General features: G+C 38.4%; 31 protein-coding genes and 6 tRNA genes. 23 read left to right on the top strand and 14 right to left on the bottom strand.

Annotated elements, in window-relative coordinates; translation table 11 throughout:
* Positions 1–80 precede the first annotated feature (80 nt).
* Positions 81–365, bottom strand: a complete 285-nt coding sequence (locus A4245_RS17910) for a DUF2624 domain-containing protein (protein WP_067730448.1) — start codon at positions 363–365, stop codon at positions 81–83.
* Positions 366–565: 200 nt separating this feature from the next.
* Here A4245_RS17910 and A4245_RS17905 point away from each other — a divergent pair, with 200 nt between their 5' ends.
* Positions 566–937 (top strand): hypothetical protein, encoded by a 372-nt coding sequence (locus tag A4245_RS17905; protein ID WP_067730446.1) that lies wholly within the window; start codon positions 566–568, stop codon positions 935–937.
* A gap of 144 nt (positions 938–1,081) precedes the next feature.
* Here A4245_RS17905 and A4245_RS17900 read toward each other — a convergent pair whose 3' ends face one another.
* Positions 1,082–1,408 carry a hypothetical protein gene (locus A4245_RS17900; protein WP_067730444.1) on the bottom strand — a complete coding sequence of 109 codons (327 nt, stop codon included), beginning with the start codon at positions 1,406–1,408 and terminating at the stop codon, positions 1,082–1,084.
* A gap of 72 nt (positions 1,409–1,480) precedes the next feature.
* On the opposite strand from A4245_RS17900, the gene A4245_RS17895 reads away from it, so the two are divergent.
* The 12 genes from A4245_RS17895 (at position 1,481) to phoU (ending at position 10,055) form a co-directional block, all read left to right on the top strand.
* Complete coding sequence (locus tag A4245_RS17895; protein ID WP_067730442.1) at positions 1,481–2,110, top strand: NfeD family protein; 630 nt, start codon at positions 1,481–1,483, stop codon at positions 2,108–2,110.
* Positions 2,111–2,426: 316 nt separating this feature from the next.
* Positions 2,427–4,052, top strand: a complete 1,626-nt coding sequence (locus A4245_RS17890; protein WP_067730440.1) for a Na/Pi cotransporter family protein — start codon at positions 2,427–2,429, stop codon at positions 4,050–4,052.
* A gap of 247 nt (positions 4,053–4,299) precedes the next feature.
* A tRNA-Asn gene (locus A4245_RS17885) sits at positions 4,300–4,374 on the top strand.
* Position 4,375: 1 nt separating this feature from the next.
* Positions 4,376–4,452: transfer RNA gene (locus A4245_RS17880), tRNA-Met, on the top strand.
* 26 nt (positions 4,453–4,478) lie between these two features.
* A tRNA-His gene (locus tag A4245_RS17875) sits at positions 4,479–4,554 on the top strand.
* 19 nt (positions 4,555–4,573) lie between these two features.
* Positions 4,574–4,650: transfer RNA gene (locus tag A4245_RS17870), tRNA-Ile, on the top strand.
* A gap of 9 nt (positions 4,651–4,659) precedes the next feature.
* Positions 4,660–4,752: transfer RNA gene (locus A4245_RS17865), tRNA-Ser, on the top strand.
* Between the two features lie 58 nt (positions 4,753–4,810).
* Positions 4,811–4,883 (top strand) — tRNA-Phe (locus A4245_RS17860).
* Positions 4,884–5,081: 198 nt separating this feature from the next.
* Entirely contained in the window at positions 5,082–5,693 is a 612-nt protein-coding gene (gene sodA, locus A4245_RS17855; protein WP_067730438.1) for a superoxide dismutase SodA, read from the top strand.
* A gap of 96 nt (positions 5,694–5,789) precedes the next feature.
* Complete coding sequence (locus A4245_RS17850; protein WP_067730436.1) at positions 5,790–7,061, top strand: MFS transporter; 1,272 nt, start codon at positions 5,790–5,792, stop codon at positions 7,059–7,061.
* Between the two features lie 63 nt (positions 7,062–7,124).
* A complete protein-coding gene (locus tag A4245_RS17845; protein ID WP_067730434.1) occupies positions 7,125–9,245 on the top strand; it encodes a peptidoglycan D,D-transpeptidase FtsI family protein in 2,121 nt (706 codons plus the stop codon).
* 156 nt (positions 9,246–9,401) lie between these two features.
* The gene (gene phoU, locus A4245_RS17840; RefSeq protein ID WP_067730431.1) at positions 9,402–10,055 is read left to right on the top strand and encodes a phosphate signaling complex protein PhoU; all 654 of its coding nucleotides are present in this window, start codon (positions 9,402–9,404) and stop codon (positions 10,053–10,055) included.
* A 47-nt stretch (positions 10,056–10,102) separates the two neighbouring features.
* Here the strand turns inward: phoU and A4245_RS20690 are convergent, their stop codons facing one another.
* Both A4245_RS20690 and A4245_RS17830 read right to left on the bottom strand, forming a co-directional pair.
* On the bottom strand, positions 10,103–10,684 hold the full coding sequence (locus A4245_RS20690; RefSeq protein WP_067730429.1) for an MltG/YceG/YrrL family protein: 582 nt from the start codon (positions 10,682–10,684) through the stop codon (positions 10,103–10,105).
* Positions 10,685–10,703: 19 nt separating this feature from the next.
* Positions 10,704–10,940 carry a hypothetical protein gene (locus A4245_RS17830; RefSeq protein ID WP_067730427.1) on the bottom strand — a complete coding sequence of 79 codons (237 nt, stop codon included), beginning with the start codon at positions 10,938–10,940 and terminating at the stop codon, positions 10,704–10,706.
* A 182-nt stretch (positions 10,941–11,122) separates the two neighbouring features.
* Here A4245_RS17830 and rpmG point away from each other — a divergent pair, with 182 nt between their 5' ends.
* From rpmG to A4245_RS17810, 4 genes are all read left to right on the top strand, one after another.
* The gene (gene rpmG / locus A4245_RS17825; RefSeq protein WP_067730425.1) at positions 11,123–11,272 is read left to right on the top strand and encodes a 50S ribosomal protein L33; all 150 of its coding nucleotides are present in this window, start codon (positions 11,123–11,125) and stop codon (positions 11,270–11,272) included.
* A gap of 153 nt (positions 11,273–11,425) precedes the next feature.
* Positions 11,426–11,989: a 5-formyltetrahydrofolate cyclo-ligase gene (locus tag A4245_RS17820; protein WP_067730423.1), complete on the top strand. Its 564-nt coding sequence runs from the start codon at positions 11,426–11,428 to the stop codon at positions 11,987–11,989.
* A 64-nt stretch (positions 11,990–12,053) separates the two neighbouring features.
* Entirely contained in the window at positions 12,054–12,248 is a 195-nt protein-coding gene (locus A4245_RS17815; protein ID WP_067730421.1) for a hypothetical protein, read from the top strand.
* Between the two features lie 270 nt (positions 12,249–12,518).
* Complete coding sequence (locus A4245_RS17810) at positions 12,519–14,063, top strand: rhomboid family intramembrane serine protease (protein WP_067730420.1); 1,545 nt, start codon at positions 12,519–12,521, stop codon at positions 14,061–14,063.
* Positions 14,064–14,149: 86 nt separating this feature from the next.
* Here the strand turns inward: A4245_RS17810 and A4245_RS17805 are convergent, their stop codons facing one another.
* Positions 14,150–15,028, bottom strand: coding sequence for a hypothetical protein (locus A4245_RS17805; RefSeq protein ID WP_067730419.1), 879 nt, complete (start codon positions 15,026–15,028; stop codon positions 14,150–14,152).
* Between the two features lie 232 nt (positions 15,029–15,260).
* Here A4245_RS17805 and A4245_RS17800 point away from each other — a divergent pair, with 232 nt between their 5' ends.
* The 4 genes from A4245_RS17800 (at position 15,261) to A4245_RS17785 (ending at position 20,369) form a co-directional block, all read left to right on the top strand.
* Positions 15,261–16,718 (top strand): spore germination protein, encoded by a 1,458-nt coding sequence (locus A4245_RS17800; RefSeq protein WP_067730418.1) that lies wholly within the window; start codon positions 15,261–15,263, stop codon positions 16,716–16,718.
* 144 nt (positions 16,719–16,862) lie between these two features.
* A complete protein-coding gene (locus A4245_RS17795; protein WP_067730417.1) occupies positions 16,863–17,081 on the top strand; it encodes a YqgQ family protein in 219 nt (72 codons plus the stop codon).
* Complete coding sequence (locus A4245_RS17790) at positions 17,074–18,051, top strand: ROK family glucokinase (protein WP_067730415.1); 978 nt, start codon at positions 17,074–17,076, stop codon at positions 18,049–18,051. The genes A4245_RS17795 and A4245_RS17790 overlap by 8 nt, the downstream gene beginning before the upstream one ends.
* 395 nt (positions 18,052–18,446) lie before the next feature.
* On the top strand, positions 18,447–20,369 hold the full coding sequence (locus A4245_RS17785) for an LTA synthase family protein (protein WP_067730414.1): 1,923 nt from the start codon (positions 18,447–18,449) through the stop codon (positions 20,367–20,369).
* A 176-nt stretch (positions 20,370–20,545) separates the two neighbouring features.
* Here the strand turns inward: A4245_RS17785 and A4245_RS17780 are convergent, their stop codons facing one another.
* Positions 20,546–20,719: a DUF2759 family protein gene (locus A4245_RS17780; RefSeq protein WP_407668399.1), complete on the bottom strand. Its 174-nt coding sequence runs from the start codon at positions 20,717–20,719 to the stop codon at positions 20,546–20,548.
* Between the two features lie 348 nt (positions 20,720–21,067).
* Between A4245_RS17780 and A4245_RS17775 the strand changes: the two genes are divergently transcribed.
* Positions 21,068–21,694, top strand: a complete 627-nt coding sequence (locus A4245_RS17775) for an MBL fold metallo-hydrolase (RefSeq protein ID WP_067730411.1) — start codon at positions 21,068–21,070, stop codon at positions 21,692–21,694.
* A 125-nt stretch (positions 21,695–21,819) separates the two neighbouring features.
* On the opposite strand, the gene A4245_RS17770 is transcribed toward A4245_RS17775, so the two are convergent.
* From A4245_RS17770 to comGA, 8 genes are all read right to left on the bottom strand, one after another.
* Positions 21,820–22,062, bottom strand: coding sequence for a DUF2626 domain-containing protein (locus A4245_RS17770; RefSeq protein WP_067730409.1), 243 nt, complete (start codon positions 22,060–22,062; stop codon positions 21,820–21,822).
* Between the two features lie 261 nt (positions 22,063–22,323).
* Complete coding sequence (locus tag A4245_RS17765) at positions 22,324–22,707, bottom strand: hypothetical protein (protein ID WP_067730406.1); 384 nt, start codon at positions 22,705–22,707, stop codon at positions 22,324–22,326.
* Positions 22,679–23,131 carry a ComGF family competence protein gene (locus A4245_RS17760; protein WP_084268858.1) on the bottom strand — a complete coding sequence of 151 codons (453 nt, stop codon included), beginning with the start codon at positions 23,129–23,131 and terminating at the stop codon, positions 22,679–22,681. The genes A4245_RS17765 and A4245_RS17760 overlap by 29 nt, the downstream gene beginning before the upstream one ends.
* Positions 23,079–23,420, bottom strand: coding sequence for a PulJ/GspJ family protein (locus A4245_RS17755; RefSeq protein ID WP_067730403.1), 342 nt, complete (start codon positions 23,418–23,420; stop codon positions 23,079–23,081). Before A4245_RS17755 ends, A4245_RS17760 begins: the two co-directional genes overlap by 53 nt.
* Positions 23,407–23,847 (bottom strand): competence type IV pilus minor pilin ComGD, encoded by a 441-nt coding sequence (gene comGD, locus A4245_RS17750; protein WP_067730401.1) that lies wholly within the window; start codon positions 23,845–23,847, stop codon positions 23,407–23,409. The genes A4245_RS17755 and comGD overlap by 14 nt, the downstream gene beginning before the upstream one ends.
* The gene (comGC, locus tag A4245_RS17745) at positions 23,831–24,145 is read right to left on the bottom strand and encodes a competence type IV pilus major pilin ComGC (protein WP_067730399.1); all 315 of its coding nucleotides are present in this window, start codon (positions 24,143–24,145) and stop codon (positions 23,831–23,833) included. The genes comGD and comGC overlap by 17 nt, the downstream gene beginning before the upstream one ends.
* 14 nt (positions 24,146–24,159) lie before the next feature.
* The gene (gene comGB, locus A4245_RS17740) at positions 24,160–25,209 is read right to left on the bottom strand and encodes a competence type IV pilus assembly protein ComGB (protein ID WP_067730397.1); all 1,050 of its coding nucleotides are present in this window, start codon (positions 25,207–25,209) and stop codon (positions 24,160–24,162) included.
* The gene (gene comGA, locus A4245_RS17735) at positions 25,157–26,176 is read right to left on the bottom strand and encodes a competence type IV pilus ATPase ComGA (protein ID WP_067730395.1); all 1,020 of its coding nucleotides are present in this window, start codon (positions 26,174–26,176) and stop codon (positions 25,157–25,159) included. The genes comGB and comGA overlap by 53 nt, the downstream gene beginning before the upstream one ends.
* A gap of 145 nt (positions 26,177–26,321) precedes the next feature.
* On the opposite strand from comGA, the gene A4245_RS17730 reads away from it, so the two are divergent.
* Positions 26,322–26,504 carry a YqzE family protein gene (locus tag A4245_RS17730; protein ID WP_067730393.1) on the top strand — a complete coding sequence of 61 codons (183 nt, stop codon included), beginning with the start codon at positions 26,322–26,324 and terminating at the stop codon, positions 26,502–26,504.
* Positions 26,505–26,905 lie beyond the last annotated feature (401 nt).

The raw sequence follows: 26,905 nt of genomic DNA, 5'->3' as shown, positions 1-26,905 counted from the left end.
ATTGATGGATAGTTCAGAAAAAAAATAAGGCTGTCGAGGGTTTCTCGACAGCCTGAGGAATAACATTGTTATTCCTCTTTTTACTTAAAGAGATGATCCAAACCATAGGAATGTATGATTTCATCAAATAATTCTTGTGTTTGTATTGCCGTTTCTCTATCGGTAATTAGAGCAAGCTGCTGGAACATTCTTTTTCGTGTGTCGGCATCAAATGGGTCGGGTGAATTTTGATGAAGATACGCTGTAATCTCCCTTGCCTGCTTTTCTGTAATATCAAACCCATATTGTCGGCTGTATTGCAGTAATTCTCCAGCAGTAAGATTCTTAAGTTTTGCTTTAACCATTTCTTTAATAAATATTGACATCATGACTCTCCTTTTAATTAGCATTTATCCTGCATATAGCAGGCAGTAAGATTCCCTTGGTTAAAGTATCACATTATACTATGCTGGATGAAGAAGTAAGTGTTACATTACTTTTACATTCCAAAATATAACATCAGTAATAAGCGAATCTTTCCATAAACTACACATGCACCTCAATTATGAATAAGGAGGTCTTGATTATGGACGAAAGAGAAAAAAATACAAATGCACAGGCTCCCCCGCACCACGGAGATCGTGCTATGCATCAGGATTATATCGGAGTGGAACCGGAAAGCTCAAGAGATGAGGAATATGCTGCCGAGATGACAGCCGAGGACTACGAAACAAGAAAGCATGAAGGAGACAATGGCGAAGTAAATACGATGTACGGTTGGATTGCCATTGCAGTTTCTGTCATATCTTTCTTTATGTGGCCAATTGTGCTCGGAGCGGCCGGGATCATATTAGGGTTTGTTTCAAGAGGCCGTGGTGCCGATACGTTGGGTAACATTGCCATCGCAGCTGGCGCAATTTCGATTTTAATTACTCTCTTTATATTGCCGTTTGTATAGGTTACAAATTGGAGGCTGATTAATTTCAGCCTCTTTTTAAAATAAAAATTAGAAAAGAGTATAAATTTTGGCGGCAATTAATTCTTATACATAAACAGTCACCTTGACTTTTGATCGTCCAGCTCCAGTACCTAACCCTTGAGATTAGTCATGATAAACAGGAAAATAATACTCTGTGTATGGTTTCAGGTTAAGTGGGTCTGTCGTCGGGTTAAGCTCTTTAAAATCATTCATTATTTTTTGTATGTCCAGCTGTTTCGTATTCTTACTATTTAGTGATTCCGTTATGGACAATACGGTATCTCCAGGAAGAACTTTAAAATGTGCGATCATGTACCCTTCATGGTAATCTGCAGGCACTGCATCATTATCTGGGATAATTGTTGTACGATTGAGAATTAAATCTTGATATATACTGATTAAGAGCAATATAATGAATATATATAAAGAAAGTTTTTTGAGTGTATACATATGTTTTCTCCTTTTTGGATGAAACCATTTACATGTCTGTACGTATTACTGAACAGGGGAGGAGGAAAGTAGATGGATATTTTTGATTTGCAATGGATTGGTTTCGTAATTACTTTTTTTGGCACATTATTCCTGATCGGCGAAGTACTTGTTAACATGAGAGGGTTTTTCGGTTTATTGGGTATTGGGTTTATTACAGTATATTTTGGTGCGTATGTCCAAACCGGTTCTTTCTTTCTTATGCTTATTATATATTTTGTAGGATTATTACTTATTATAATCGATGGTAAGGTAGTTAACGATGGAACCCTGGCAACACTCGGACTTGCCAGCATGCTTACGGCAGTGGCCCTGGCCGCCCCAGATTTCACTGCCGGATTATACGCAATCTTGGGTGTTCTGCTTGGGAGTGCGGCTTCATTTTTATTTCTTAAAGTATTCAGGAAGAGGGATATGTGGTCAAAGATTGCTCTTAAGGATCAGTTGACGAAAGACGCTGGATACAATTCCATCAATAAAGACTACGAAGCGTTAGTAGGTCAGGAAGGAATTACACTTAATGATCTTAGACCTGTCGGTACTGTAAAAATAAACAATAAGGATTACAGTGCCATATCTGGTGGTCAGTGGGTAGCTAAAGGAAGTAAGGTAAAGGTTGTTCAAGTGGATGGAACCAAAATCCTGGTTGAAGAAATTTCATGAAAAAATCAGGCACACCCTAAATATGACTAATAAAGATAAAGTGATTTTAGGGAACAGGAGACGTTAAAAAAAGATAAAATCCGAACTAATTCGAATTCTAATTAAAGAATTCTGAATCATAGTTCGGATTTTTCTATACCGAGAAATTGAATGAAAAAGACCTCTTAGGGGCACCTAATAAAGAGGGTTATAAATCAGTTTGTAAACTTAATGTAAATTTTAGCCTGAAACCTTTACAAATGGTTAATAAATCATTAATAATGGTTAGGGTGTGAAACGACAAGATTCAACATTACTGAAGGGTGGATTTAGTTTTATGGATTTCGATATACAAACATTGATATTTGAATTTATCGGCGGTTTGGGAATTTTTCTCATCGGTATTAAATACATGGGGGATGGATTACAGAAAATAGCTGGCGATAAACTAAGAGAGATCTTGGATAAATTTACGAGTAATCCATTTATGGGTGTACTGGCAGGTATTGTAGTTACAATCCTTCTTCAGACAAGCACAGGTACCACGGTGCTGACTATCGGACTTGTTAATGCAGGTTTTATGACATTCAGACAAGCAATTGGTGTTATTATGGGTGCTAATATAGGTACCACGGTTACTGCATTTATTATCGGTATTGATATAGGGGCCTATGCGCTACCTATAGTTGCTCTCGGAAGTTTCCTGATATTCTTCTTCAAACATCCGAAAGTTGGTAATGTTGGACAGACTATTTTTGGTTTTGGTGCACTATTCCTTGGCTTGGAGTTAATGAGCAGCGGTATGTCTCCATTACGCAGTTTAGAAGCCTTTCATGAGTTAACCGTAAGTATGAGTTCAAACCCGGTATTGGGAGTAGTAATTGGTACCGTATTTACATTAATTGTCCAAAGCTCCAGTGCTACCATCGGAGTTCTTCAAACACTATTTGCTCAGGGTGCAATCGAATTAAATGCGGCCCTCCCTGTATTGTTTGGAGATAATATAGGTACAACAATTACAGCGGTGCTTGCATCACTTGGTGCATCAGTAGCAGCTAAAAGAGCCGCCGCAACACATGTAGTTTTTAACGTAGTTGGAACCACCATTGTTCTTTTATTCTTAACGATCTTTACACAATATATATCATACCTTCAGGTTCAGTTAAATCTGAATCCCGAAATGACGATTGCATTTGCACATGGAAGTTTTAATGTCATGAACACCATTATTCAATTTCCTTTTATTGGTGCGCTAGCTTGGCTCGTCACTAAAATGATTCCTGGTCAGGATACGCTTATCGAGTATAAACCAAAACATCTGGATCCTATATTTATTCAGCAGTCATCTGCATTGGCTCTGGACCAAGCAAAATCTGAGGTTATCCGTATGGGTGAATATGCATATAAAGGATTGGAAGAAGCATACCATTACGTAACAACCCAGAGTACGAAACACTCTGAAATGGCATTACAGGTAGAGGGTGCATTGAATAATCTGGATCGTAAAATTACAGATTATCTGATTGAGATTTCTGCTGGATCACTGACAGAGGCTGAAAGTGCCAAACACACGTCATTAATGGACACTGTACGCGATATTGAGCGTATTGGAGACCACTTTGAGAATGTGGTGGAATTGATTGACTATAAAATTTCAAACAAAGTAATATTAACAGAAGGCGCAATAGAAGACCTGAATAATATGTTTGATCTAACATTGCTAACGGTGAAACAGGCAGTGGATGCACTTGATAAAATGGACCGTGAAGCGGCTCTGGAGGTAGTTCAAAAAGAGGATCAAATCGACAAAATGGAACGTCAATACCGTAAAAAGCATATCATTCGAATGAATGAGGGCTTATGCAGCGGTTCTGCCGGAATTGTTTTTGTAGATATTATCAGTAATCTGGAACGTATTGGAGACCATGCAGTAAATATCGCAGAAGCAGTTTTAGGAGAATAAGCTTTTTAAAAAAAGGGGGGTAACCTCCTTTTTTTATCTCTTATGAAATCTTTATCGACAAAATAATATTTTTTTAAATTTATGCTTGAAATTAATTTCGCAACATGCTATTATTAATTTCGCAGTCTTGAAATAGCTATTACATAAAAAGTTTTGCGAACACGCAAAAAAAAGGTTGACAGATTTAGTTCGACATGATAAATTAAATATCGTTGCTATAAAAACAAATGATACAGGATAACATTATTCCACAGTAGCTCAGTGGTAGAGCAATCGGCTGTTAACCGATCGGTCGTAGGTTCGAATCCTACCTGTGGAGCCATGGCGGTGTAGCTCAGCTGGCGAGAGCGTACGGTTCATACCCGTGAGGTCGGGGGTTCGATCCCCTCCGCCGCTACCAATAACAAACACACAATCATTAAAATGGCGGTCGTGGCGAAGGGGTTAACGCACCGGATTGTGGCTCCGGCATTCGTGGGTTCAATTCCCACCGGTCGCCCCATTTAACTAATCATTAAGAAGGACCCTTAGCTCAGTTGGTTAGAGCTATCGGCTCATAACCGATCGGTCGCAGGTTCGAGTCCTGCAGGGTCCACCATAAAAACTCGGAGGTATACCCAAGTCCGGCTGAAGGGATCGGTCTTGAAAACCGACAGGCGGGTCAAACCGCGCGGGGGTTCGAATCCCTCTACCTCCTCCATTTTAACAACCAGCAAATGTCATAGAACATAGTAATTCACAAATGATATTTTTAATAGGGCTTGGTAGCTCAGTCGGTAGAGCAGAGGACTGAAAATCCTTGTGTCGGCGGTTCGATTCCGTCCCGAGCCACTTTCAGAAAACAAGCAGTTGATGCTTGTTTTTCTTATGCGCAAAAATTATGTAACTCGCTGCTCCGTAAAAATGTCCATTTAAGGCTTTTAAAAATATAAAGCATAAAATTTGCAAGTAGTATAAAGCTCTGATAACCTTCTATATAAAGGGGTTCCAATCCTTTATATCATTTATCATTTAAGGAGGAAGTTAATTATGTCAAAATTCGAATTACCAGAATTACCTTATGCATATGATGCATTAGAACCAACAATCGACAAAGAAACGATGAACATCCACCATACGAAGCACCACAACACGTATGTTACCAAATTAAATGATGCTTTGGAAGGTCAAGCTGATCTTCAGGCGAAATCTGTAGAAGAGCTGATCAGTAACTTGGACGCTGTTCCCGAAAGTGCCCGCACTGCGGTTCGTAACAATGGTGGGGGGCATGCAAACCACAGTCTTTTCTGGAAGCTTTTATCTCCAAATGGCGGTGGCGAACCATCCGGTGAATTAGCTGATAAAATCAATGAAAAATTTGGCAGCTTCGATAAATTCAAAGAAGAATTTGGAGCAGCGGCTGCAGGACGTTTTGGTTCAGGCTGGGCATGGCTTGTACTTAACAATGGAAATCTTGAAGTAACAAGCACTCCTAACCAGGATTCTCCATTAATGGAAGGGAAGACTCCATTATTAGGTCTGGATGTATGGGAACATGCATACTATCTGAAATATCAAAATAAACGCCCGGATTATATTTCTGCATTCTGGAATGTTGTAAACTGGGATGAAGTTTCCAAAAACTATAATGAAGCAAAGTAAATCGGTTATTTGAACACGCGGATAAATTCCGCGTGTTTTTTTGCATATATACGACTCCTTCGCTCACACTATTACAGATGCAAAGGAGTCGTATATATGCAAAAAATGATGAATTTTTTTCGAAGTAAAATGGATGGTAACAGGGATTTGTTTATTTTACTTTTAATCGGGGGGCTATATTCAGCAGGGATATTTTTATCAAACACTTTTGTAAATATTTATTTGTGGAAGCAGTCTGGGGAATATGTAACGATTGCGATATATAACTTAGCCATCGGTATATTTCAGACGATTACATTTATATTTGCCGGCAGGCTTGCTAAAAAAGTAGATCGAATTATTGTATTGCGATTAGGGGTATTTTTTCTCTCATTATTCTTTTTAAGCGTCCTTATTATTGGAGAAAATGCGGCAACATTTAATTTTATGCTTGGTAGTCTTCTGGGTATAGGGTATGGGTTTTATTGGCTCGCATTTAATGTTTTGACATTTGAAATTACGGAGCCTGATACGAGAGATTTCTTTAATGGGTTCCTTGGTATACTGCAATCTCTAGGAGGAATGACAGGTCCCTTATTTGCCGGAATCATAATTGCCAGGATGACCGACAATGTCGGTTACACGGTTATCTTTGCGATATCCTTTTTCTTATTCGCATGTGCCGTCGGAGCCAGCTTTCTGCTGAAACGCCGAGGTGCTGAAGGATTATTTCATTTCAAAAGAATCTTGGATGAGAGGAATCGAAATAAAAACTGGAATCGTATCCTGCATGCCCATTTTTTCCAAGGGTTACGGGAAGGAATATTCGCATTCGTAATTTCCATTTGGGTATTTCTGGTGACTAAAAGTGAACTTGCGCTCGGAACATTTAACATGTTTCTCTCCGGTTTATCCGTCATTTTCTACATGATTGCCACAAAGTTCATCAAACCGAAAATGAGAAAAAAGGCAATCCTTTTTGGGGCGTTGTTATTATATTTCTCCATCTTCATTATCCTTTTTGAAATCAACTATATTTTGCTGATGATTTATGCCGTTGTTATAGGGATAGCATATCCTGTTATAAATGTTCCCTATGTTTCATTAACATTTGATGTAATCGGAAAGGCTTGGAAAGCAGGGGAGTTACGGGTAGAATATATCGTTGTCAGGGAACTGTTTTTAAATAGCGGAAGAATCATTTCCATTTTTATATTTCTTGCCGGCGTTTATTTCTTTGAGGCGGATGATATTATCCCCATCTTACTCGTTTTTTTAGGTGCTGGTCACATCATGATATACTTTTTTGTGCGAAACATTTTTCTCGGCAGTTCAAAAAAGAAAGAAGTTATACTAAAAGAACAAATTACAGACGAAAAAAACCGGTGAATATGGTAAAATCATTAATGGGATTTACATTATAAAAATTACCATCTCATTGGGGGAAATTTAATGAATAAGAAAAAGAGAAAGAAGGCCCAGCTTCCCTTTCGAATTAATATATTGTTTTTTGTAGTATTTTTACTGTTTTCCGTTTTAATCCTGCAGCTTGGTGTCGTACAGATTCTTAATGGAGAAGATTTCCAGGAGGAGATTGAGCGCACAAATCTTGATACGACCAAGATTCCGGTGCCAAGGGGGAAAATATTTGATCGGTACGGAAATGTTATCGTAGACAATGAAGCAATGTACTCAATCACTTACACTCCTCCAAAAGGAGTACAGGCAGAAGATCGGCTGGAATTGGCCGAGAAGCTTGCAGTGTACATATCCATGGATGATGAAGATACACTGAAACGAATAACTGAACGAAATAAAAAGGAATATTGGTATTTAAAGAATAAAACGAAAGCAGACAGCAGACTTTCAGAAGAAGAAACTGAAGAAATGAGCAATGCTGAAGTTTACAATGCAACACTGGATACAATCACGGAAGAAGAAATAAGCGACTTCAGCAAGCAGGAGCTTGAAGTAATTGCCATTAAAAGGGAACTTGATAAGGCGTATTCTCTGACTCCACAAGTGGTTAAAAATGAAAATGTAACGGCCGAGGAGTATGCAGTCGTAGCAGAAAATCTGGATAAGCTTCCGGGAATCAATGCAACAACTGACTGGGATCGGGAATATCCGTATGGTGCGACACTAACCAGCCTGCTTGGTTCGATATCCACACAGGATCAGGGTATTCCTGCCGGAGAAGAAGAAGCATATTTAACGAAAGGTTACAGCAGAAATGACCGGGTTGGTCGAAGTGGTCTTGAACTGCAATATGAAGATCTGCTTCGAGGCAGAAAAGAGCAAATTCAGTACACAACAACGAAAAATGGTACGGTAATAGGAACAGAGACTGTTGTTGAGGGTGAACGCGGAAAAGATCTTGTTCTGACAATCGATATGGAATATCAGGAAGAAGTCGATAAGATCGTTAAGGAAGAACTCGAGACTGCAATTAAGCAACAACCTTATGAAAACCGTTATTTGAATAACACCTATGCAGTTGTAATGGATCCGCAAACGGGAGACCTTTTGGCTGTCTCTGGGATCCAATATGATCGTGAAAACGATGAATTCAATGAAGCGGCATTCATGACACTGGCCAATGCCCATGAACCAGGATCCACGGTAAAAGGAGCAACCGTCCTTGCCGGTTATCAGTCCGAAGTAATAACACCGGGACAAAGATTTTTTGATAACCCGATTGTCATCCAAGGAACCAGCCCAAAGAAATCCTGGACAAACATGGGTTATGTAGATGATATTACTGCTTTAAAAAGATCTTCCAACGTGTATATGTTTTATATCGCATTGCGACTTGGGGGAGAAACCCGTCATCCTTTTCCGGATGGGAAATCAACAAGTTTTGATAACAGTGCTTTTCAGACCATGCGCAATTACTATTATCAATTTGGACTTGGTGTAAACACAGGTATTGACTTTCCATATGAATCAACGGGCGTTAATGGGGGTACAACGAACAATCCAGGTCATTTGATGGACTATGCAATCGGACAATTTGATACCTATACTACGATGCAGCTTGCCCAATATGTTGCCACCATCGCAAATGATGGTTACCGGGTACGTCCTCATTTTCTGAAGGTAGTCCGTGAACCAGAAGCTTCCATGGAGGGAATGGGACCATTATACAGTGTGATAAATACAAAGGTGATGAACCGGATTGAAATGAGTCAAAGTCATATTGAGCGTGTACAGGAAGGGTTCCGACAAGTATTTCAGGAATCAGGAGGTACAGCTGTGAGATATTTTGGAGACAAGGATTATAATCCTGCAGGAAAAACCGGAACAGCGGAAACTGCAGTCTATCAAAACGGAGAAAAGTTAGATGATACCTTCAATCTATCACTAGTTGGTTATGCTCCCTTTGATGAACCGGAAGTTGCCTTTGCGGTCGTTGCTCCGAACACCGGAACATCAAATGATCATTCGATCAACAACCGAATAGGTGAAAGAATACTCGACGCTTACTTCGAAATGAAAGAAGAAAGAGACCAGGACAGTGTCGATGAAAAGGATGAAGAAGATAGCAATCAGGAAGAAGCTGAAGAGGAATAATCTTTCGTTTCACAGTCTGCCAATCCATTAAGGGGTGGCAGACTTTTTTAATGAAAATGATAAATTACATAAAATTTACAGTTACTTCATATATTTACGTTATAATAGTAGATATATCTATTTTTTAGAAATCCAATGTGAACGGGGGAATAAATAATGACTACTCGCAATCAATTTCAAAATGAGCTTGACGTATTAAAGGATGATATTATTAAATTGGCCAATGCTGCAGGGCAGGCATTGGATGAGTCGATTGATTCCTTATTTAACCAGGATGTTGATTTAGCCAGACATGTTATTGAGAATGATAGAAAAATCGATAGGAAAGAGCTTGAAATCAATGACAAAACGATCTTATTGATTGCTAAACAACAACCGGTTGCAACGGACTTAAGAAGAGTGATAACTGTATTAAAGATTCTTACAGATATTGAACGTATGGGAGATAATGCTAAAAATATCGCGACTTCGACTATCCATCTCGGAAAAAATAAATCTGCAATTCCAGCAGACCTCAAGGAGATGCATAAAATGACGAACGACATGCTCTATTCGTCAATGCAGGCATTTAAATACGAAGATATCTCAGTGGCAAGGAAGCTTGCAGGGATGGATGACGAGGTGGATCGGCTGTATAAAACCATTATCAGTGAACTGCTCGGAGAAACAGCAACCCATCCGGATAAAATTCAATATGTAATGCAAATTGCATTTTGTGCAAGGTACCTCGAACGATTTGCAGATCATATTACAAATGTAGGGGAGAGTATCCTCTATTTGGTGAAGGGCGAAAACTTCAACTTAAATTAATAATATAAAATGGCAGCAAGGAAGGAAACACTCCTGGCTGCCATTTTTCAGTTGGATATTTTTTCAGCAATCTGATAGAAGCTCATATCACTTGTCAATTCGTATGTTCCGATTTGGACTTTAAGACTGTAATCATGTTCATCCAAGTAATTATTGAACTCAGAAGCATTTTCAATAATATTGTTTTCTGCGAGGAGAGAACTGATATCTGATGAAGCCATGCCTGGATTAATCGTCAGTGTATAGCTTTCAGGACTATTATTTGATTCTCCATTGCCAGCAGGCTCCGTTTCTTCCGGATCGTCCCCGTTTTCCTCTTCAGTCGTACGAGTTTCATTTTCCTCTTCAGCATCCTCGGTGGAATTTGTTGCTTCTTCTGCTTCCTCCTTCTCAGAAAGATCTGTTTCATCAGAGTTTTCCTCTGAATCCACCTCTTTACTAACACTCAATGCTATGTATTCTTCTTTTGTGAGAACTGTATAACCTTTGCTTTCCAATAGTGGAATCATTTCTTCGGATTTCATATCTGCTGCAGATTGTGCTTGATTTCCAACTAAATAGAAAACAATAAGCATAATAACTGCACTTGTCAGTAATCCAACTGAGAAAGATCGAACTGTATATTTCATAAGTATCTCCTTCTAAGGTTTAATTGGTCAGATGACTCTTTTCACGTTTCTGATGGAATTCCTGGGTAAGGTCTTCAGGTGTTAGTTCCTCTTCCAAAATTTTAATTTTTTTCTTCATTTGATATGTATCCTGCATCGTGGTAATGGAAAATTGTTCAAGCTGATTTTCCAATTCTTCAATTCTGTCATTCATAAAATATGAAAGAACGAAGAGAACAACGGCAATAGTAATTACCGAAATTATCGCTATTAACATTCATAATCCCTCCTCGTATAATATACATTATTAGTTATAACATAGATTAGGAAATGAGAAAACATTATTTTTTTGGCGATAGATTCTTGAAAAGTTTTATAAACTCTGCTATTATAATAAAAGTCTGTACGAAATCAAAAGATGATGATAAAGTTAGCTGTTAAAGTTTGGAGGGAAAACACATGCGCGTAAACGTTACTTTAGCTTGTACTGAAACAGGGGATCGTAATTATATCACTACTAAAAACAAACGTACGAATCCTGAACGTATTGAGCTTAAAAAATATTCACCACGTCTAAAAAAACACACTCTACACCGTGAAACAAAATAAATGAATCTTTTCACAAAAACCCTTATCATATTAGATAAGGGTTTTCATTTTCAAAAATTACAAGTACTTTCTCTTCTGCGTAAGGATTATAAAAGCGCTCGCCATGAGCCTTGACAATACATATATTTCTAATGTTCCAGAGAGGTGGATGACATGGATAAAAAGACAGAACTTCGTACATATGCCATACAGACATTAAAGAATTTGCCGGAAAATGAAAAGCAGCAAATTGAGAGCAAGCTTATCAATCGGTTGATCACTTCTGCTCTTTGGAGCAGGGCAGAAACAATCGGAATTACCATGTCACAAGGATTTGAATGGTCGACAAAACCGATTATCGAAGCTGGATGGGGACAAAACAAGAGAATGTGCGTTCCAAAATGTTATCCAAGACAAAAAGAACTTGTTTTCTATGAACTCGAATCCTTCGATCAACTGGAAGTGGTATATTATGATCTGCTCGAACCGAAACCGGATATTAGTAAACAGACGGAAACAAATTCAATTGACCTTCTCATCGTACCTGGACTGTTGTTCGACCGAAATGGTTATCGGATTGGTTTTGGCGGGGGATATTACGATCGATTTTTAACAAATTACAAAAACATTACTGCGTCCATGTGCAGTTCCATTCAATTAATGGACCAGATTCCTGTGGAGGAGTTTGATATTCCGGTTGATTTTCTCATAAATGAAAATGAAATCCTGAGCTTGTAAAATGTATAATAAATTTTTAAAAGAAGATAACTAATAACACCAACTATGAGAAGAGGGTGTTATGATGAGATCAATTTTATCAGTAATTGCAATGGTATCAGCAGTTTCCTTGCTTTATAAGTGGCGCTACAGGCTGCTGAATACTTTATTGACGGTAGGGATCATTAGGAGGGTTGCAGTGTCGGCATCCATGAATATACCTTCTTTCCGCGAAAAGCTGTTACCGGAATTATTTAATAGCAATTCGCATAACAATTAATAAATTAACATGAAGCGGCTATAATGTTGCTTCTTTTTTTGTAGGGTAAGAAAGCATTAAATTTTTAGCAGCAATTAATTCAAACTCATAATCAGCCACGTTCAGCTCCGGTTCCTAGAAACTCCTGTCATAAGCAATGGACATTCCAAGCGCCAAAACAATAAGCTTTCCAGTCCCTTGTCAGCATAGAGTTTCTGAACAGTCACCTCCGCTTTTGTTCTGTCCAAATTAAATGGCTTCTGCTATGATAAATGGGGGGAAGGTGAAAGTATGTTTTTGGATGAACAATATAAGCTCTATCACACAGCTTATAGTCTAGTAAGTGAAAATAATTTTGATATTTTGCACATAGATGAGAACGCCAATGAAATTTGGCTGGAAAAATATGAAAATAAAACGTCTCAGGTGATTCGTTTTGTCCATAAAGGATTTGACTGGAAAAATCATTTGAGAAGGGATATCGCACAGGTTTTTCAAAAATCCAAATCATTAAAAAGGTTGCTTATCGGGAAACGTATTGAATTATATAATGTCTATGTATCATCCCACGCACCTGTAGATGATTGGCATGTATTAAAAAAACCGATGCAGCTGAAAGAGAAAAACCCTCTAAAAATGAAGGTGTATTATTTGGATAACGAGGATTCTGATAATGAGTTGAAAAGGCTGCAGGATGATCTCGATTTTTCATTGACTCCAAGCCTCCTATACAATGAAGACATAAAAGAGACAAAAGTAACCGACTACAAAGCCTATTTGGATGAGGCGCTGGAAAATAAGCGAAAAGAAGTGAAAAATGTTTTTTCTTTCGGAAAGCCCTGTTTCACATATATTTTAATCGCAATGAATGTTCTTTTATACATCCTTCTTGAATGGAACGGCGGAAGTTCTTCCATCGACACGTTAATAGAAATGGGGGCTAAATATAACCCCGATATCATTGATGGAGAGTGGTGGAGAATTGTAAGTTCCATGTTTCTGCATATTGGCTTTCTGCATTTATTCATGAACATGCTCGCTGTCTTTTATTTAGGGACTGCTGTCGAACGCATATACGGAAGAATACGATTTCTTACCATCTATTTTTTAGCCGGTATTGGTGGAGGTTTGGCAAGTTTTGCTTTTACTGCCAATGTCTCTGCAGGTGCTTCAGGAGCCCTGTTTGGTTTATTCGGGGCATTGCTATTCTTTGGATTAATCTACAAGCGTATTTTTCTCCAGACAATGGGGCAAAGCATATTGATCATTCTTTTGATTAATATCGTTTTTGGATTTTTTGTTCCCCAAATTGATATGGGTGCCCATATGGGTGGACTTTTGGCAGGTTTTATCGGTGCAGCTATTGTACACCTTCCCAAAAAAGGAAGCGTAAAACTACAGTCAGCAGCAGCCCTATTATACGTTCTGCTTATTGGAAGTCTGGCAGTGTTCGGAATTAACAATAACCTAAACAGCCAGGCTTACCAACTAATGCAGATGGAGGAGTTATTAATGGAAGAAAGATTTGAAGAAGTGGTTAGCCTTGCAAGCGAAGCTCTGGATCTGGAAGGAGATTTGCAAGGTGCAATACTGTTTCAGCGTTCCTATGCATATATCGAATTAAATGAAATAGATCTCGCCATTGTTGATCTTGAGCAAAGTATCGAAACAGAACCACTGTTACCCAACGCTTATTACAACCTTGCCTTATTGTATTATAATAATGGTCGAGTGGAAGATGCTGCCGAAATGATAACGACTGCATATAACATGGATGCTGACAATGAAGCATTTCAAACTTTATATGAAGAAATTACTGGAGAAGATCTCCAATAGAAAGCCTTTTTCAGGAAATAACAAACCATAGAACTTTCCTGTCTGCATATGGGCAAGGAAACCATTTTCCTATGTTTTCCCTTCGCTTAATATTTGGCAGAATTGCTAGCAGATGATGGGATTCTTTGAATAAGCTGCTCTTTTTTCCCATTGAATTCAAAAATAACAAGCAAATGTTCGCCTTCTTTATCTATTAAAATGAGAGGTATGAAACTATTCAATTTGTTGTTTGGAGGATCCATTGCAGGAATAATATAATTTTTATACAATCCTTCCCATAGCCGACCAATCAGATTGTTCGTTTCTTCCTGCGACATCTGTGGCAGCGCTTGGTTCTCATATTTGTACATATCGACCAATGGCAGTGATATATAATTTTCCAGATCAATATGAAAGTAATTAACCAATTCATGCCAATGGAAAAGCAGTTGCTGCCTGGATGTTCGGTCAAGCAGTTCTTTCCACTTGGATTCATATGCATTTGCAGGTGTTTTAAAAGAAGCTATAGGGGTTGTTGGAGAGTCTATGACATATAACTCATCAAATGACATTTTTTGAATGCTCCTAATAGCTTCATCGGAGTAATGATTTTCTCCATGATGAAAGGATATGCTTTGAAAGTGACGCGAATCCTCACCTCTGACCTTTTCTTCAACCTGTATATTCTTCGTATTCTGCTGCCATTTGCTTCGAACACCACGTAGTCTGCCATTATCAAATAACAGAGACACATCCTGCCTGAGATACATGATTTTATCGCTAGCAGAAGCAACCTTCCAATCCACTTCATACTTATTTGTGCCTTCTTCAGACAATAATGTCAATGATGTGCTAGCATATTCTACTGTGCTCTCCGGATCAAGCGGAAAAAAACTCACAGTCGGTGAGGTCGAGCTTTCGAATATAAAGACTATGCCAACTAATAAGATGAAGGCGATAAGCAATAATGCCTGCCATTTTTTCATATATCTCATTCCCTTATATTTTTAGAAAATTTAGCAAGGAGATTGTTAGAATTATTGGATAAAGCAAGAAAATGTTTGATTTATTTTAGTGGTATGAAGATGAAAGTTGAATAAATAACTTGTCTATAAGATATATGTCTCCATTCTTTTAATTATGTTTCGATAGAAAAGTATAGAAATTCTGTCCGGTAACAAACTATATGTATCCTTTAAAAACACCGGGTGAGAATAGATGAATGAGAAGGAACAAAAATTATTTGACAGCTATCGGGAAAACGTCGCATATGTTAATGAACGATTAGCAGTGGATAAAAGCTTCGACTTGATTAAATTAGACTTGGAATATGCGGATACAAACATGGCCATGTTCATGATAGATGGGTTTGCAAAAGACGATATTCTCCATCTGCTGATGAAATTTCTGGCAAATCTTGAACCTGACCAACTGAAACCAGATCCATTAACAAAGCTGCTAAAGACGTATCTTCCTTATATCGAAATAGATCAACAGGAAGACCTGAATCAAGTAGTAAATGCCGTTCTTGCCGGAACTACTGCATTATTTGTGGATGGCATTGAGACTGTGATTATGATTGATGCGCGGACATACCCGGTAAGATCTTCGGAGGAACCTGATCTGGAACGAGTTGTAAGAGGTTCGAGGGATGGGTATGTGGAAACAATTGTATTCAACACTGCATTAACGAGAAGACGGGTTCGGGATCGTTCCTTGAGAATGGAATATATGCAGATAGGAAGAAGGTCCAAAACAGATATATGTATTTGCTACCTTGAAGATATAGCAGACGTAAAAAGAGTGGATGAGCTTAAAGATATTTTGGATGGTATTGACACGGATGGTCTACCTATGGCTGAAAAGACGATTGAAGAATTTTTAAGCAGCAGATATTGGAATCCTTACCCCTCCATCCGATACACTGAAAGACCCGATACCGCAGCCGCACATCTGTATGAAGGACATATTCTTTTAATCATTGATGGATCACCGAGTGTCATGATCACCTCATCCACCTTTTGGCATCATTTACAGCATGCTGAGGAATATCGACAAAAACCGATGGTCGGTGCATATTTACGAATGGTGCGCTTTATTGCAGTTCTATTTTCCATTCTAATTCTGCCGTTATATTATTTGTTTTCCACGTATCCAGATCTTTTGCCTGGAGCCTTGCAATTTATTGGCCCCAAGGAAATGGGGACTATCCCATTGCTCGTTCAATTTCTGATTGCCGAAATTGGACTGGATATGCTGCGGATGGCAGCAATCCATACACCATCTTCACTAGCCACAGCATTAGGTCTAGTAGCCGCAATCATGATCGGTCAAATATCGGTTGAGGTAGGATGGTTTTCCAACGAAGTAGTTCTATACCTTGCCGTCGCCGCAATAGGATCCTATGCAACACCAAGTTATGAAATGAGTATGGCAAACAGACTTGTCAGAATCTTCCTGTTGCTCACGTCTGCTGCTTTTGGTGTAATCGGCTATGTCGTTGGAATTACCATATGGATCATTTACATTACGAAGATGAGGGCATTCCATATCCCTTACTTCTGGCCATTTATTCCATTTTCATATAAAGCATTCCGCGACATACTCATTCGGACACCAATACCTTTGAAAAATCGCAGACCAACATTCCTAAATCCCCAAGACCCGGATCGCTAAGCAGATTCGGGTTTTTAGTTAAAGAAATGAAAGCATGTTAAATTTACAGCAATTCATTAAAAATATAGACTGCCACGTCAGCCTTTCTTTTTTGATAATTCCTAAAATCTCAGTATTTTGTTATAATGAAAGTTGGTGATTTTAATGAAAACAGTTTATGATATACAACAACTATTAAAAAAATACGGAACATTTATTTATACTGGTGACAGGATAGGCGATCTAGCACTAATGGAAATGGAAATTGATGAATTATATGAAATGAAATTTTTGGAAACTTATGATTTTCAAATGGCTAAGTTAATACTTAAAAAAGAAAAGAATAGACTGCTACTCGCAAAGGAGCGATTCATTCATGAATGAGTTACTTATAGGAATCGATATCGGTGGGACAACAGTGAAAACAGGAATTATAGATATTAAAGGGACGATAATCAAAAAGTGGGAAATACCGACAAATACACAGAATGGCGGAGAGTCAATTGTGGACGATATCTGGAATTCTATTATTGAAAAAATAGATTTGCTGAGGGTGAATAAAGCTTCCATTATTGGCATAGGAGTAGGAGCACCGGGTTTTATTGATTCGGAAGCTGGATACGTTTACGAAGCCGTAAATATCGGCTGGAAAAACTTAGATTTGGCAAACATGCTGAAAGAGAAATCGGGTTTACCTGTTTTTGTGGAAAATGATGCAAATATTGCTGTACTAGGTGAGAATTGGACGGGTGCTGGAAACCAGGCCGATAATCTGATTGCTATCACACTGGGAACTGGCGTTGGCGGTGGTATCATAGCAAATGGATCAATCCTCAGCGGTGAGAACGGCATGGCGGGAGAGCTTGGCCATATCCAAGTTGTAGAGAATGGGTATGCATGCAATTGTGGTAAGTATGGTTGTTTAGAAACGGTGACTTCTGCTACGGGGATCGTACGTCAGGCGATGGAAAAAATATCCGAGTATCCCGACAGTGTACTTGGAGAAACATTCAGAAAAAAACAAGCAATAACGTCAAAAGAAATTTTTGAGCTGGCTAAAAAAGGAGATAACCTTTCGAACAGTATAATTAAACGGACTGCTGATGTGCTCGGGAAGGTGATTGCAAACATGGGTGTAATCATAAACCCTTCAAATGTATTGATTGGCGGCGGTGTCTCTTCAGCTGGCGATCAGCTTATTTCAGAAATAAGGATCGCTTTTGAACACCATGCATTACCTCGAGTCAGTGACGCGTGTGAAATAAAAGCAGCCCAGCTAGGGAATGATGCTGGCATAATAGGGGGAGCATATCTGGTTCTGGAAAGAATAAACCGAGTGGAAAATCAATCTTGATTTCCCTTCGATCTCCGATAGTACCATACTTTGTACGGCGGGCAGCAGGACTCTTACCTTAACCATTCTGGAATTTAAGGATGTACATGGGGGATCAAGCTGCCCGTAAATGTCCGATTCTCTTCAAAGCGCTTTTAAACATATATGATAGTGCTGACAATCCGACTGATGAATACCCAAAGGATTGATGTTTTTTTGCTTTAGCAAAAATTTTTTATTAACATATTGTAAAATTGGTGAAACCTTTTAAAGGGTTGTTACGTCTTATATAATATCCGTTTTTGTAAATTTATGTTTACAATCTAGTTAGTTAGGGAAAAAATACAGGTAACCATGAACGGCCCAATCTTACAAAAAAATGAAATGTGAAGAGAGATTTATAGGAGGAAGAGAGAATGACGAAATATAAACGTCCAGTTATGCCGTTATATATAATTGCAGCATTGCTATTCGGTCTAAAAACATATATTGTTTACCGGTTTATGTTCAGCATCGAATTAGACAATATAATGCAGGAATTTATTTTGCTGATCAACCCATTCGTATCTGCTTTTTTGATTTTGGCCATCAGTGTTTGGTTTAATAAAACATCACGCCAGATGAAATTTATCAGGTATGCTACATTCATTGCATCATTTGTCATTTTTGCAAACGTAGTTTTTTATCGCCAGTTTACCGACTTTATTACGATTCCCCAATTGTTTATGGGAAGTAATATGTCCGATTTGAGCTCAAGTATTTTAACACTGATAAAGCCATTTGATATCCTGCTATTTGCCGATGCGGCGCTTATATGGTATTTAAGTAAAAAACAGGAAGACAAATTAGCGGTTGACTACCAGAAGAGCGGGAAATTATTCGCATTGGCACTCTCAATGGCTTTGTTGGCAGGTAACTTTTTCCTTGCCGAAATGGAAAGACCGCAATTGTTTACAAGAGCTTTTGACCGTGAATATCTGGTGAAGAACATTGGTCTGTTAAACTATCATGTGTATGACCTTGTCGTTCATTCAAAAACAGAATCCCAGCGAGTGTTCGCGGATGGCAATGAATTGCCAGAAATACAGGAATTCATCGAAGAGAATGTACATGTAGATGAGAATTCTGATATGTTTGGTGCAGCCGAAGGAAAGAACGTTATATTCATCAATGCGGAGTCCCTCCAGGAATTTGTAATTGGCAATGAAGTAAATGGTGAGGAAGTAACACCGTTCCTAAATCGTTTGATTGACGATGAAGACACGTATTATTTCGACAATTTCTATGAACAGACAGGGCAGGGGAATACTTCAGACTCTGAGTTTCTAGTTGAAAACTCACTCTATCCGTTATCACGCGGAGCTGTATTCTTTACACATGGCGGTAATGCCTATCATGCACTTCCTGAAATCATAAAAGAAGAAGGCTATACTTCAGCAGTTCTTCATGCAAATAATAAAAGTTTCTGGAATCGCGACGGTATGTACCAAAGCCTTGGCATCGACCACTTTTACGGCGAGGAAGCATATGAAGTAACAGAGGAAAATTCAATTGGCTGGGGGTTAATGGATAAACCGTTCTTTGAACAATCCATTAAATATCTTCAATCCTTGGAACAGCCATTTTATGCGAAATTTATTACGTTAACCAACCATTTTCCATTTGAAATGAAGGAAGAAGAAAGAACAATTGATCCGTATGATTCCAATTCAAACACATTAAATAATTTCTTCCCGGCTGTGAGATATATGGATGAAGCAATCGAAGACTTCTTTGCACAGCTTAAAGAATCGGGGTTATATGAGGATTCTGTGATTATTATCATGGGGGATCACATCGGTATCAGCGCAAACCATAATAAGGCGATGAGCATGTATCTGGACAAAGAACAAATCACGCCGTATGATCAGGTTCAACTACAGCGTGTTCCGTTATTCATCCATATTCCTGGTGATGGTAATGGTGAAACGATCTCTGAAGTAACAGGTCAAATTGATATGAAACCAACTATTTTAAATCTGTTGGGTATTGAAGTAGAAAAGGATATCATTTTCGGTAATGATGTATTTTCCGAAGACAGAAAAGGGTATATCGCATTAAGAAATGGTGATTTCATCAGTGATGATTACGTTTCTACGATGGGTATTTGCTACAATCGTGCAACAGGAGAACCAATTGAAGTAAAGCCAGTCGAGACAACGGAAGAGAATGAAAATCAAACTTCAAATGAAGATGCATGTGCACCAATACAGGAGAAGGTAGAGACCGAATTATTATATTCAGATAATCTGATTTACGGAGACTTGTTCCGGTTTGTCGACTTCAAGCAAGAGGATTGAGTTCTTCCTGAGCAGAACGCGGCTGTTTATGTGTAAGAGTTAGTTGCTTACAAAATCTATACTTTCTAATTTGACAAAAAAACTGCCAGTAGCATGAAGCTGCTGGCAGTTTTTTCCATTAAAAAAGTTAACCCGTAAAAAGTTAACTTTTAAGAAAAACACATTTTCAATTTTGATTAGCCTGCTATTGTAGATATGATTGTTGCAATTGAGAAGAATCCAAATGCTAAAGCTGTAATTCCCGAAAAAACCAAAGCAAATAAGTTTTTATATCTCAGCTGACGAATAACTGAAACAACAGCCAGTACAGCTACAAATAAAAATACAATTGCTAATACGATATGCTGCATAGATTTCATCCTCCTTTAATGCTATATTTCCAATCTCAAAATTGAATTAGGAAATACTTTTGTATTATTATGTAACTAGGACAATATAGTATTTATTTTAAAGCATTCGGGTGTTTTTGTCGAGTTATAAATAAAACGGTTTCTATTGAACAAAAGCGGAGGTGACTGTTTAGAAACGCATGCATAAGCAAGGGACTGGAAAGCGCATGGATTTTTGCGCTTGGAAGTCCATTGCTTATGACAGGAGTTTCTAGGAACCGGAGCTGGACGAGGCTATTCATGTATAAAAGTTAATTAATGCCAAAATTTATACTTCTTATTTTACCAGAAAGGAAAGGGGGAGCTATGATGAATATCAAGGGTTTATCTGTTGGACCTATTGGTACAAACTGTTATATTGTTTTTGACAATAATGATGCGTTGATTATAGACCCGGGAGAGGAGCCTGAAAGAATCCTCGGTTTTGTAAATCAGCGGGAATTGACCGTACAAGCAATTTTGCTTACCCATGCTCATTTCGATCATTTCGGGGCATTGGAAGAAGTCAGAAAAAAGACTGGTGCGATGGTATATCTTCATGAGAATGAGATACCGTGGCTATCCGACCCCATGATGAACGGTTCATTCAAACTGCAGGGAAGTGAAGTTACAGCGAGTCCTGCGGAAAAAACGCTGGTGCCGGGCAAAATTGCCATCGGTGCTTTTGAATTCACCATTTTACATACTCCAGGACACTCACCTGGAAGTGTAAGCTTCGTGTTCGAAAAGGAGTATTTCGTTATAGGCGGAGACGTGCTCTTCCATCAGGGAATCGGGCGAACAGATTTGGCTGGTGGCAGTATGAGGGAACTTGAAGCGAGTATCCGTAATGAATTATACGCTCTGGATGATACGTATACTGTTTATCCGGGACATGGACCCGCAACTACAATTGGAGCAGAAAAGAAAAACAATCCTTTTGTAAGAGAGAAGTAGTGGAACACGCGGCAAACTTCTGAGCTGCAGGTAATGCTTAGTTGCACAGATGTAAATAGGAAAGTTTCGGAACATCCCATCCGCAAATTAAAAACCCTGCACATAAAATGCAGGGTTTTTGGGTTTTAATGTCCGAAACCAGGTACAAGTATAAATTCAGAATACCATGTAAAGCCGATCATAAAGACGGTACAATACGCTCCGAATAAATACATATACATGCGCTCAGATAGCTTCAAATAACTTACTGCCAGGAAAAACGCCGTTTGAACCAGGAACAATAGTGCAGTATTCATCATGTCACCGACATAAAACATTACTGTAAAAATACCTGTCCAAAAGGCAAGAACACGAAACATACGATCCATGTCTTCCCCCTCCTTTTAGGTAGCCTTTTCATTGTTATTATATATGACGTTTTCCAGAATGTAAACGAAAGTCATTAAACGGATTTCAATGTCAGCTAGATTTTCAATTTTCGTCAGACATGTTTCTTCAAACAGTTATGAAGATAAGTGGTGGTCAGTCACTAACCATACGAATCACTTCAACCCTTGTAATTACTTAAGTACTACGATTAATATGGTACGGATAGAGAAATACAAAAGCCTGTTTAAAAATGTATAAACTTATTCGGTCACGATTTCTTCATAATGTAATCTATTAGTTATCCCGAAAATTTCATCGTAGCCATTCACAGTAATGGTAAAAATTAATTCATATATATCTTTTTCCAGTTTCGTTACTTCTACCCGAACCTGTCCATCTGGGAAGTCATATTGAAGCATTGCCGGTAGTTCCAGTCTGGGAATTTCAGCCTTCACTTTTTCTCGGCCCGATTGGAAGAGCGTTTCCATTGTCAGTTGCTGAATATGTCTTTCGGTAATTTCGATATCACGCTGATAATGTTGGGTAGAAGTTGTTATCAGCAAGAGAACAATAGCTGTAATCATGATTGCGTATGGCAGGAAGAAGCCATTTTGATTAGTTGTAAAATACAATTGTTTTTTCAAAGGTATCACCTGTAAGCATAGTTATCGACACACGCACCCCAAAGGGAAGGGAGGTAAACCAAACTTCTTTTACATCCCTTAAATAAACTTCATGGCCAAGTCCGTTCACCTGTCTTCTGATTAGACTTCCATATAATTCATAGGTTGCTGTCACATCATTGTATTTTTGATAAAGGGAAAGCTTTTTATCGCTTGCTGCTAAGGTACTTGATTTTATAATATCATCCCTTAAAAATTGAAAAAATTGCTGCGTGGAAAGTTCGCCATAGTTATTTTCATATTCGGCAGCCCGGATTATATAGCCCAGAAAAGGCAGTGTAATGCTCAGGGCGGTAATCATCAGGAGAACCGAAACAAATGTGAAGCCCTTTTCACGCAGCAGGCAAACCGTAAAAACATAGCTTTTCATGTCTGTTTCGCGCATTGTCCCATGTAACACATCCTTTGATTAATTCTTGTTCCTGTTTGAATTCCAGCGAAGTTTCAATATTATTTACAGTTCTGTTGAAATGAGACGGGACCTGTTTGGTTGGGTCCCAAATAAAGTTTTGTAATTCATCGTGGAGCATATATGCCACAGTACGACGGTCACTTAACACTTTTTGTTCTGCCTCCAGGATTAAAGCTATTGGAAGCAGTGTCGACACTGCTGTAAATATAATACTCGATGCAATAAGCACTTCCATTAGCGTAAATCCACTATCTTTCCGCAATATAAAATCTTCCTTTCCCCAATTGAAAAATTATATCGTATGCAGAATGCTTCGTCGTAATTCGAATGGTTCTAGGGTATAAAAAAGTGCCGTTTTCATTAAAGCTGATGTCCGGATTACCTCTTGAATCAATTTCCATTCCACCAGGGTAATCCCGTTGAGCAATAGTTTTCGTAAAACCCTGCAGGATTTTGTAATGATCGTTATATAATCTGATAAAGACTTTCTCATTTGTAACTAGATTGGACAGGTTCTGAACATAAAGAACATCAAATTTAAAGGTTTCCAAAAATTGCTTTTCCTGCTGTTTCTCTATGCTTTCCAGATTAAAAGGGGGAAAGAGGAATAAAACGATAGACAATATACTTAATACAAACAGCAATTCAATCATCGTAAATCCAGTTTCACTATTACGGCTTCGAAACACTGGCTCCTGTACCTTCCATTGAATATATTAAATTATCCCCGTTTGGACATGATTTCTGTTCTTCATTGATATAACCCTCATCGACAAGTTCACCTAAATCTGCAGGAAACTGATTCTTCTCAATATAATAGGCGTCCACTTGGGCCTGGACTACACCTACTAGGGCGTCACATCCTTTACTGTGAACCTCGCTCCCTTTATCACCAAGGTTTGGTACGATAAGGATAATAAGCACGGAAATAATCATTAATACGATCAGCATCTCGATTAACGTGAAACCTTTATCATTTTTAAACATTTTTTCTACTCCTTCTATATCGTTTTAATTAACTGAAACATTGGCCACATCAATGTTATATAAATAAAAATGATAAAACTGGCCAAGATGATGAAAAACACCGGTTGGATCATTGTAAGACTTTTTATGATTTTTCTCTGAAGTTCTTCCATAAGTAATTCCGAGTAAATACTCAAATCTTTTTCAAGCGTATGGGCATCGGCATTTTTACGGAAAATCGCAGTCAACTGGTCTTCTAAAAAGGTAAACACTGTCAGCAAACTCGAGATATGCAGTCCCTTCGATAATTCCGTTGTCATCTGCTGTGAATAATAGGCGATAATCGGCAGTTTTTGCTGGCTGGACATGTGTTGAAGAATCTCCCGAAATGACATACCGGTTTTGAGAAGAGAACTGAAGTGTGCTGCGAAGTGAAAAGAGGTTTGGAGTTTTAAAAATCGACGATAAACAGGGATTGCTTCATAGACCTTTATTTGTTTCTCAACTGGTAATTTGCCTTTTGTGACAATCCATATAACGAATGAAACCGCACCCCCAATAACTAAGATGGAGAGGATGGTGCCAAGTATTTCAATGACAGTGACTGAAATGGCGATTGTTAAAGATACTTCATAACTGGATTGAAAAAGGTCCTGAAAGGAGGGGAGCACTTTTTGCTTAATAAAAGAAAGAAGCATTACAAAAATAACTAATAAAATGGCTGGATATCTGGTTATCTGCTGAAACTTTTTCATATAGGTTATACGTTGCTCAAACATGGCAGCACATTTTGCAATGGTTCCTTCTAAATCCCCATTGCCCCGAACAAAATAAAGATATGAAGTAATCATAGGATGGAATGCTGCCTTTTCGAAGGCTTCATCGATTGTCAGACCATCCCGCAATGAGGCAATCATCAAATCTGCAATATGCTTCGTTTCTTTGTTCCACTTAATTGTCTCCAGCGCGTCCAATAAAGGATAACCTGTAGTCAATAACCGATATAATAACTGAAGGAATCGAAGTTGCAAATCACTGTTTAAAGTTTTGTTGCGTATTAAAAATCTCTTCTGAAATAAATCCATATGCAAAAGCCTTCTTTCTTAAGTACTCGAATGAATGGAACACCTCGGACTGGAAATCCTTACCATCTATAACCCTCTCCAGTTGATCATCATCCAACAGCTCAAGTATTGCCGCTCTGCGGGCAGTTATGTCATCTTTTAAAGGGAGAAGCTCCAGTGCAGCCACTGCGATAAGGGATTGTTTCAAATCGCTTCTTTTGATCCCCATATCAATAAGGCGATGGATCGTACCGGCAGCATTTTTAGCATGTAAGGTGCTTAAGACAAGATGTCCTGTCAATGAGGCTTCAAAAGCAAACTTCGCTGTGTGCCTATCGCGTATTTCTCCTACCATAATGATATCCGGATCGTGGCGCAGAGCTGCTTTAAGCCCTGTCTGATAACTAATGCCGGCTTTTTCATTGATCTGAACCTGAAGAATATTATCTATATTCTTTTCAATCGGATCCTCCAAGGTAATTGTCTGAAAGGATTTTTCTTGTAGCATCGACTCCAAAAGGGCATATAGCGCCGTTGTTTTTCCGCTTCCAGTAGGACCGGTAAAAAGGATAATACCAGCACGGTTTAATATCCATTGCCTGATTCTGTTTAATTGATTCGGGAATAGAAATAGTTGATCAAGTGTAAGGGTTGTGCTCTGTGGAAGAATTCGTATTGCCATGCTTTCCAGATTATTCAGGGGAAGGGTGGATATCCGTAATGAATATAATCCGGAATCCTCCTTGGGCTCAATGGTTCCGTTCTGGGGCTTTCTTGTGTCGCCAATGTCCATTCCAGAAGTGAACTTATAATAGGTAAGCAGCAATTGATACTGTTCCATGCGGATACTTTTGAAATAAACACGTTTTCCTTGGATGCGGAAGTAGATGTCCGTATGATTTTGAAATGGATAGAAGTGGATATCAGAAGCTTTTACTTTAAAAGAAGCATTCAGAAGGTTGTCAGATAATTTTGATGCAGGATTCAATACATTTTTCACCTCCTTTAAAATCCAACAAATATTATATTCGACAAGTTGTGATGATTTCCTTCTTTATTTTTATAATTTTTGAATATAATTTTTTTGATAGGCAAATGATAGGAATATCATTAAAATATAAGGTGGGGTGAACATGTCAGGAAACGATTATTTGAAATTTATGACGGAACAGTTTATCACATATATGAACTTACCTTCTGAAGAAAAGAAGAAGCTGAAAAATGAAAAGAAGCAAAACCCACTATTTATGAATCGATGGTTAGGAATGCTTCCATTCACAATAAAAATAATGTTTCATAAGGAAAATAGCAGATGACGTGATCTGCTATTTTTTTGAGGTTTTAAAAAACAACTTCTGCAGAGTGAAATTGACAAAAAAGGCCTGGGGAAATTGCAGGTTTGGAGATACATTGCTAAGTTGACTTGGATTAACTGTCAGGCTTACATCGCATTTGATATAAAATGCGAAGTTATTTCTATATTGGGTCTCTAACCTGGTAATGGAAGCATGTGACTTCGGCAACCGCAGCCCGTATACACTCCGCTTTCCGCGGGCGGCTGGTGAGCCCTCCTCGTGCTATCGCACTGCGGTGTCTCACCTATGCCTTTCCTCCCGCTGGAGTCTTCGTGTATACGGGCTGCTGTTATGGAGTTTCTTTTAAAAAAGGATTCTGCTCCAGATTAAATAATACATTAAATTCACTTTCAGATCAGCCA

Source organism: Oceanobacillus damuensis (genome assembly GCF_001618145.1).
GTDB lineage: Bacteria > Bacillota > Bacilli > Bacillales > Amphibacillaceae > Oceanobacillus > Oceanobacillus damuensis.
Note: the sequence above shows the minus strand (reverse complement) of the source record. Positions and strands in the feature narration are given on the sequence as shown.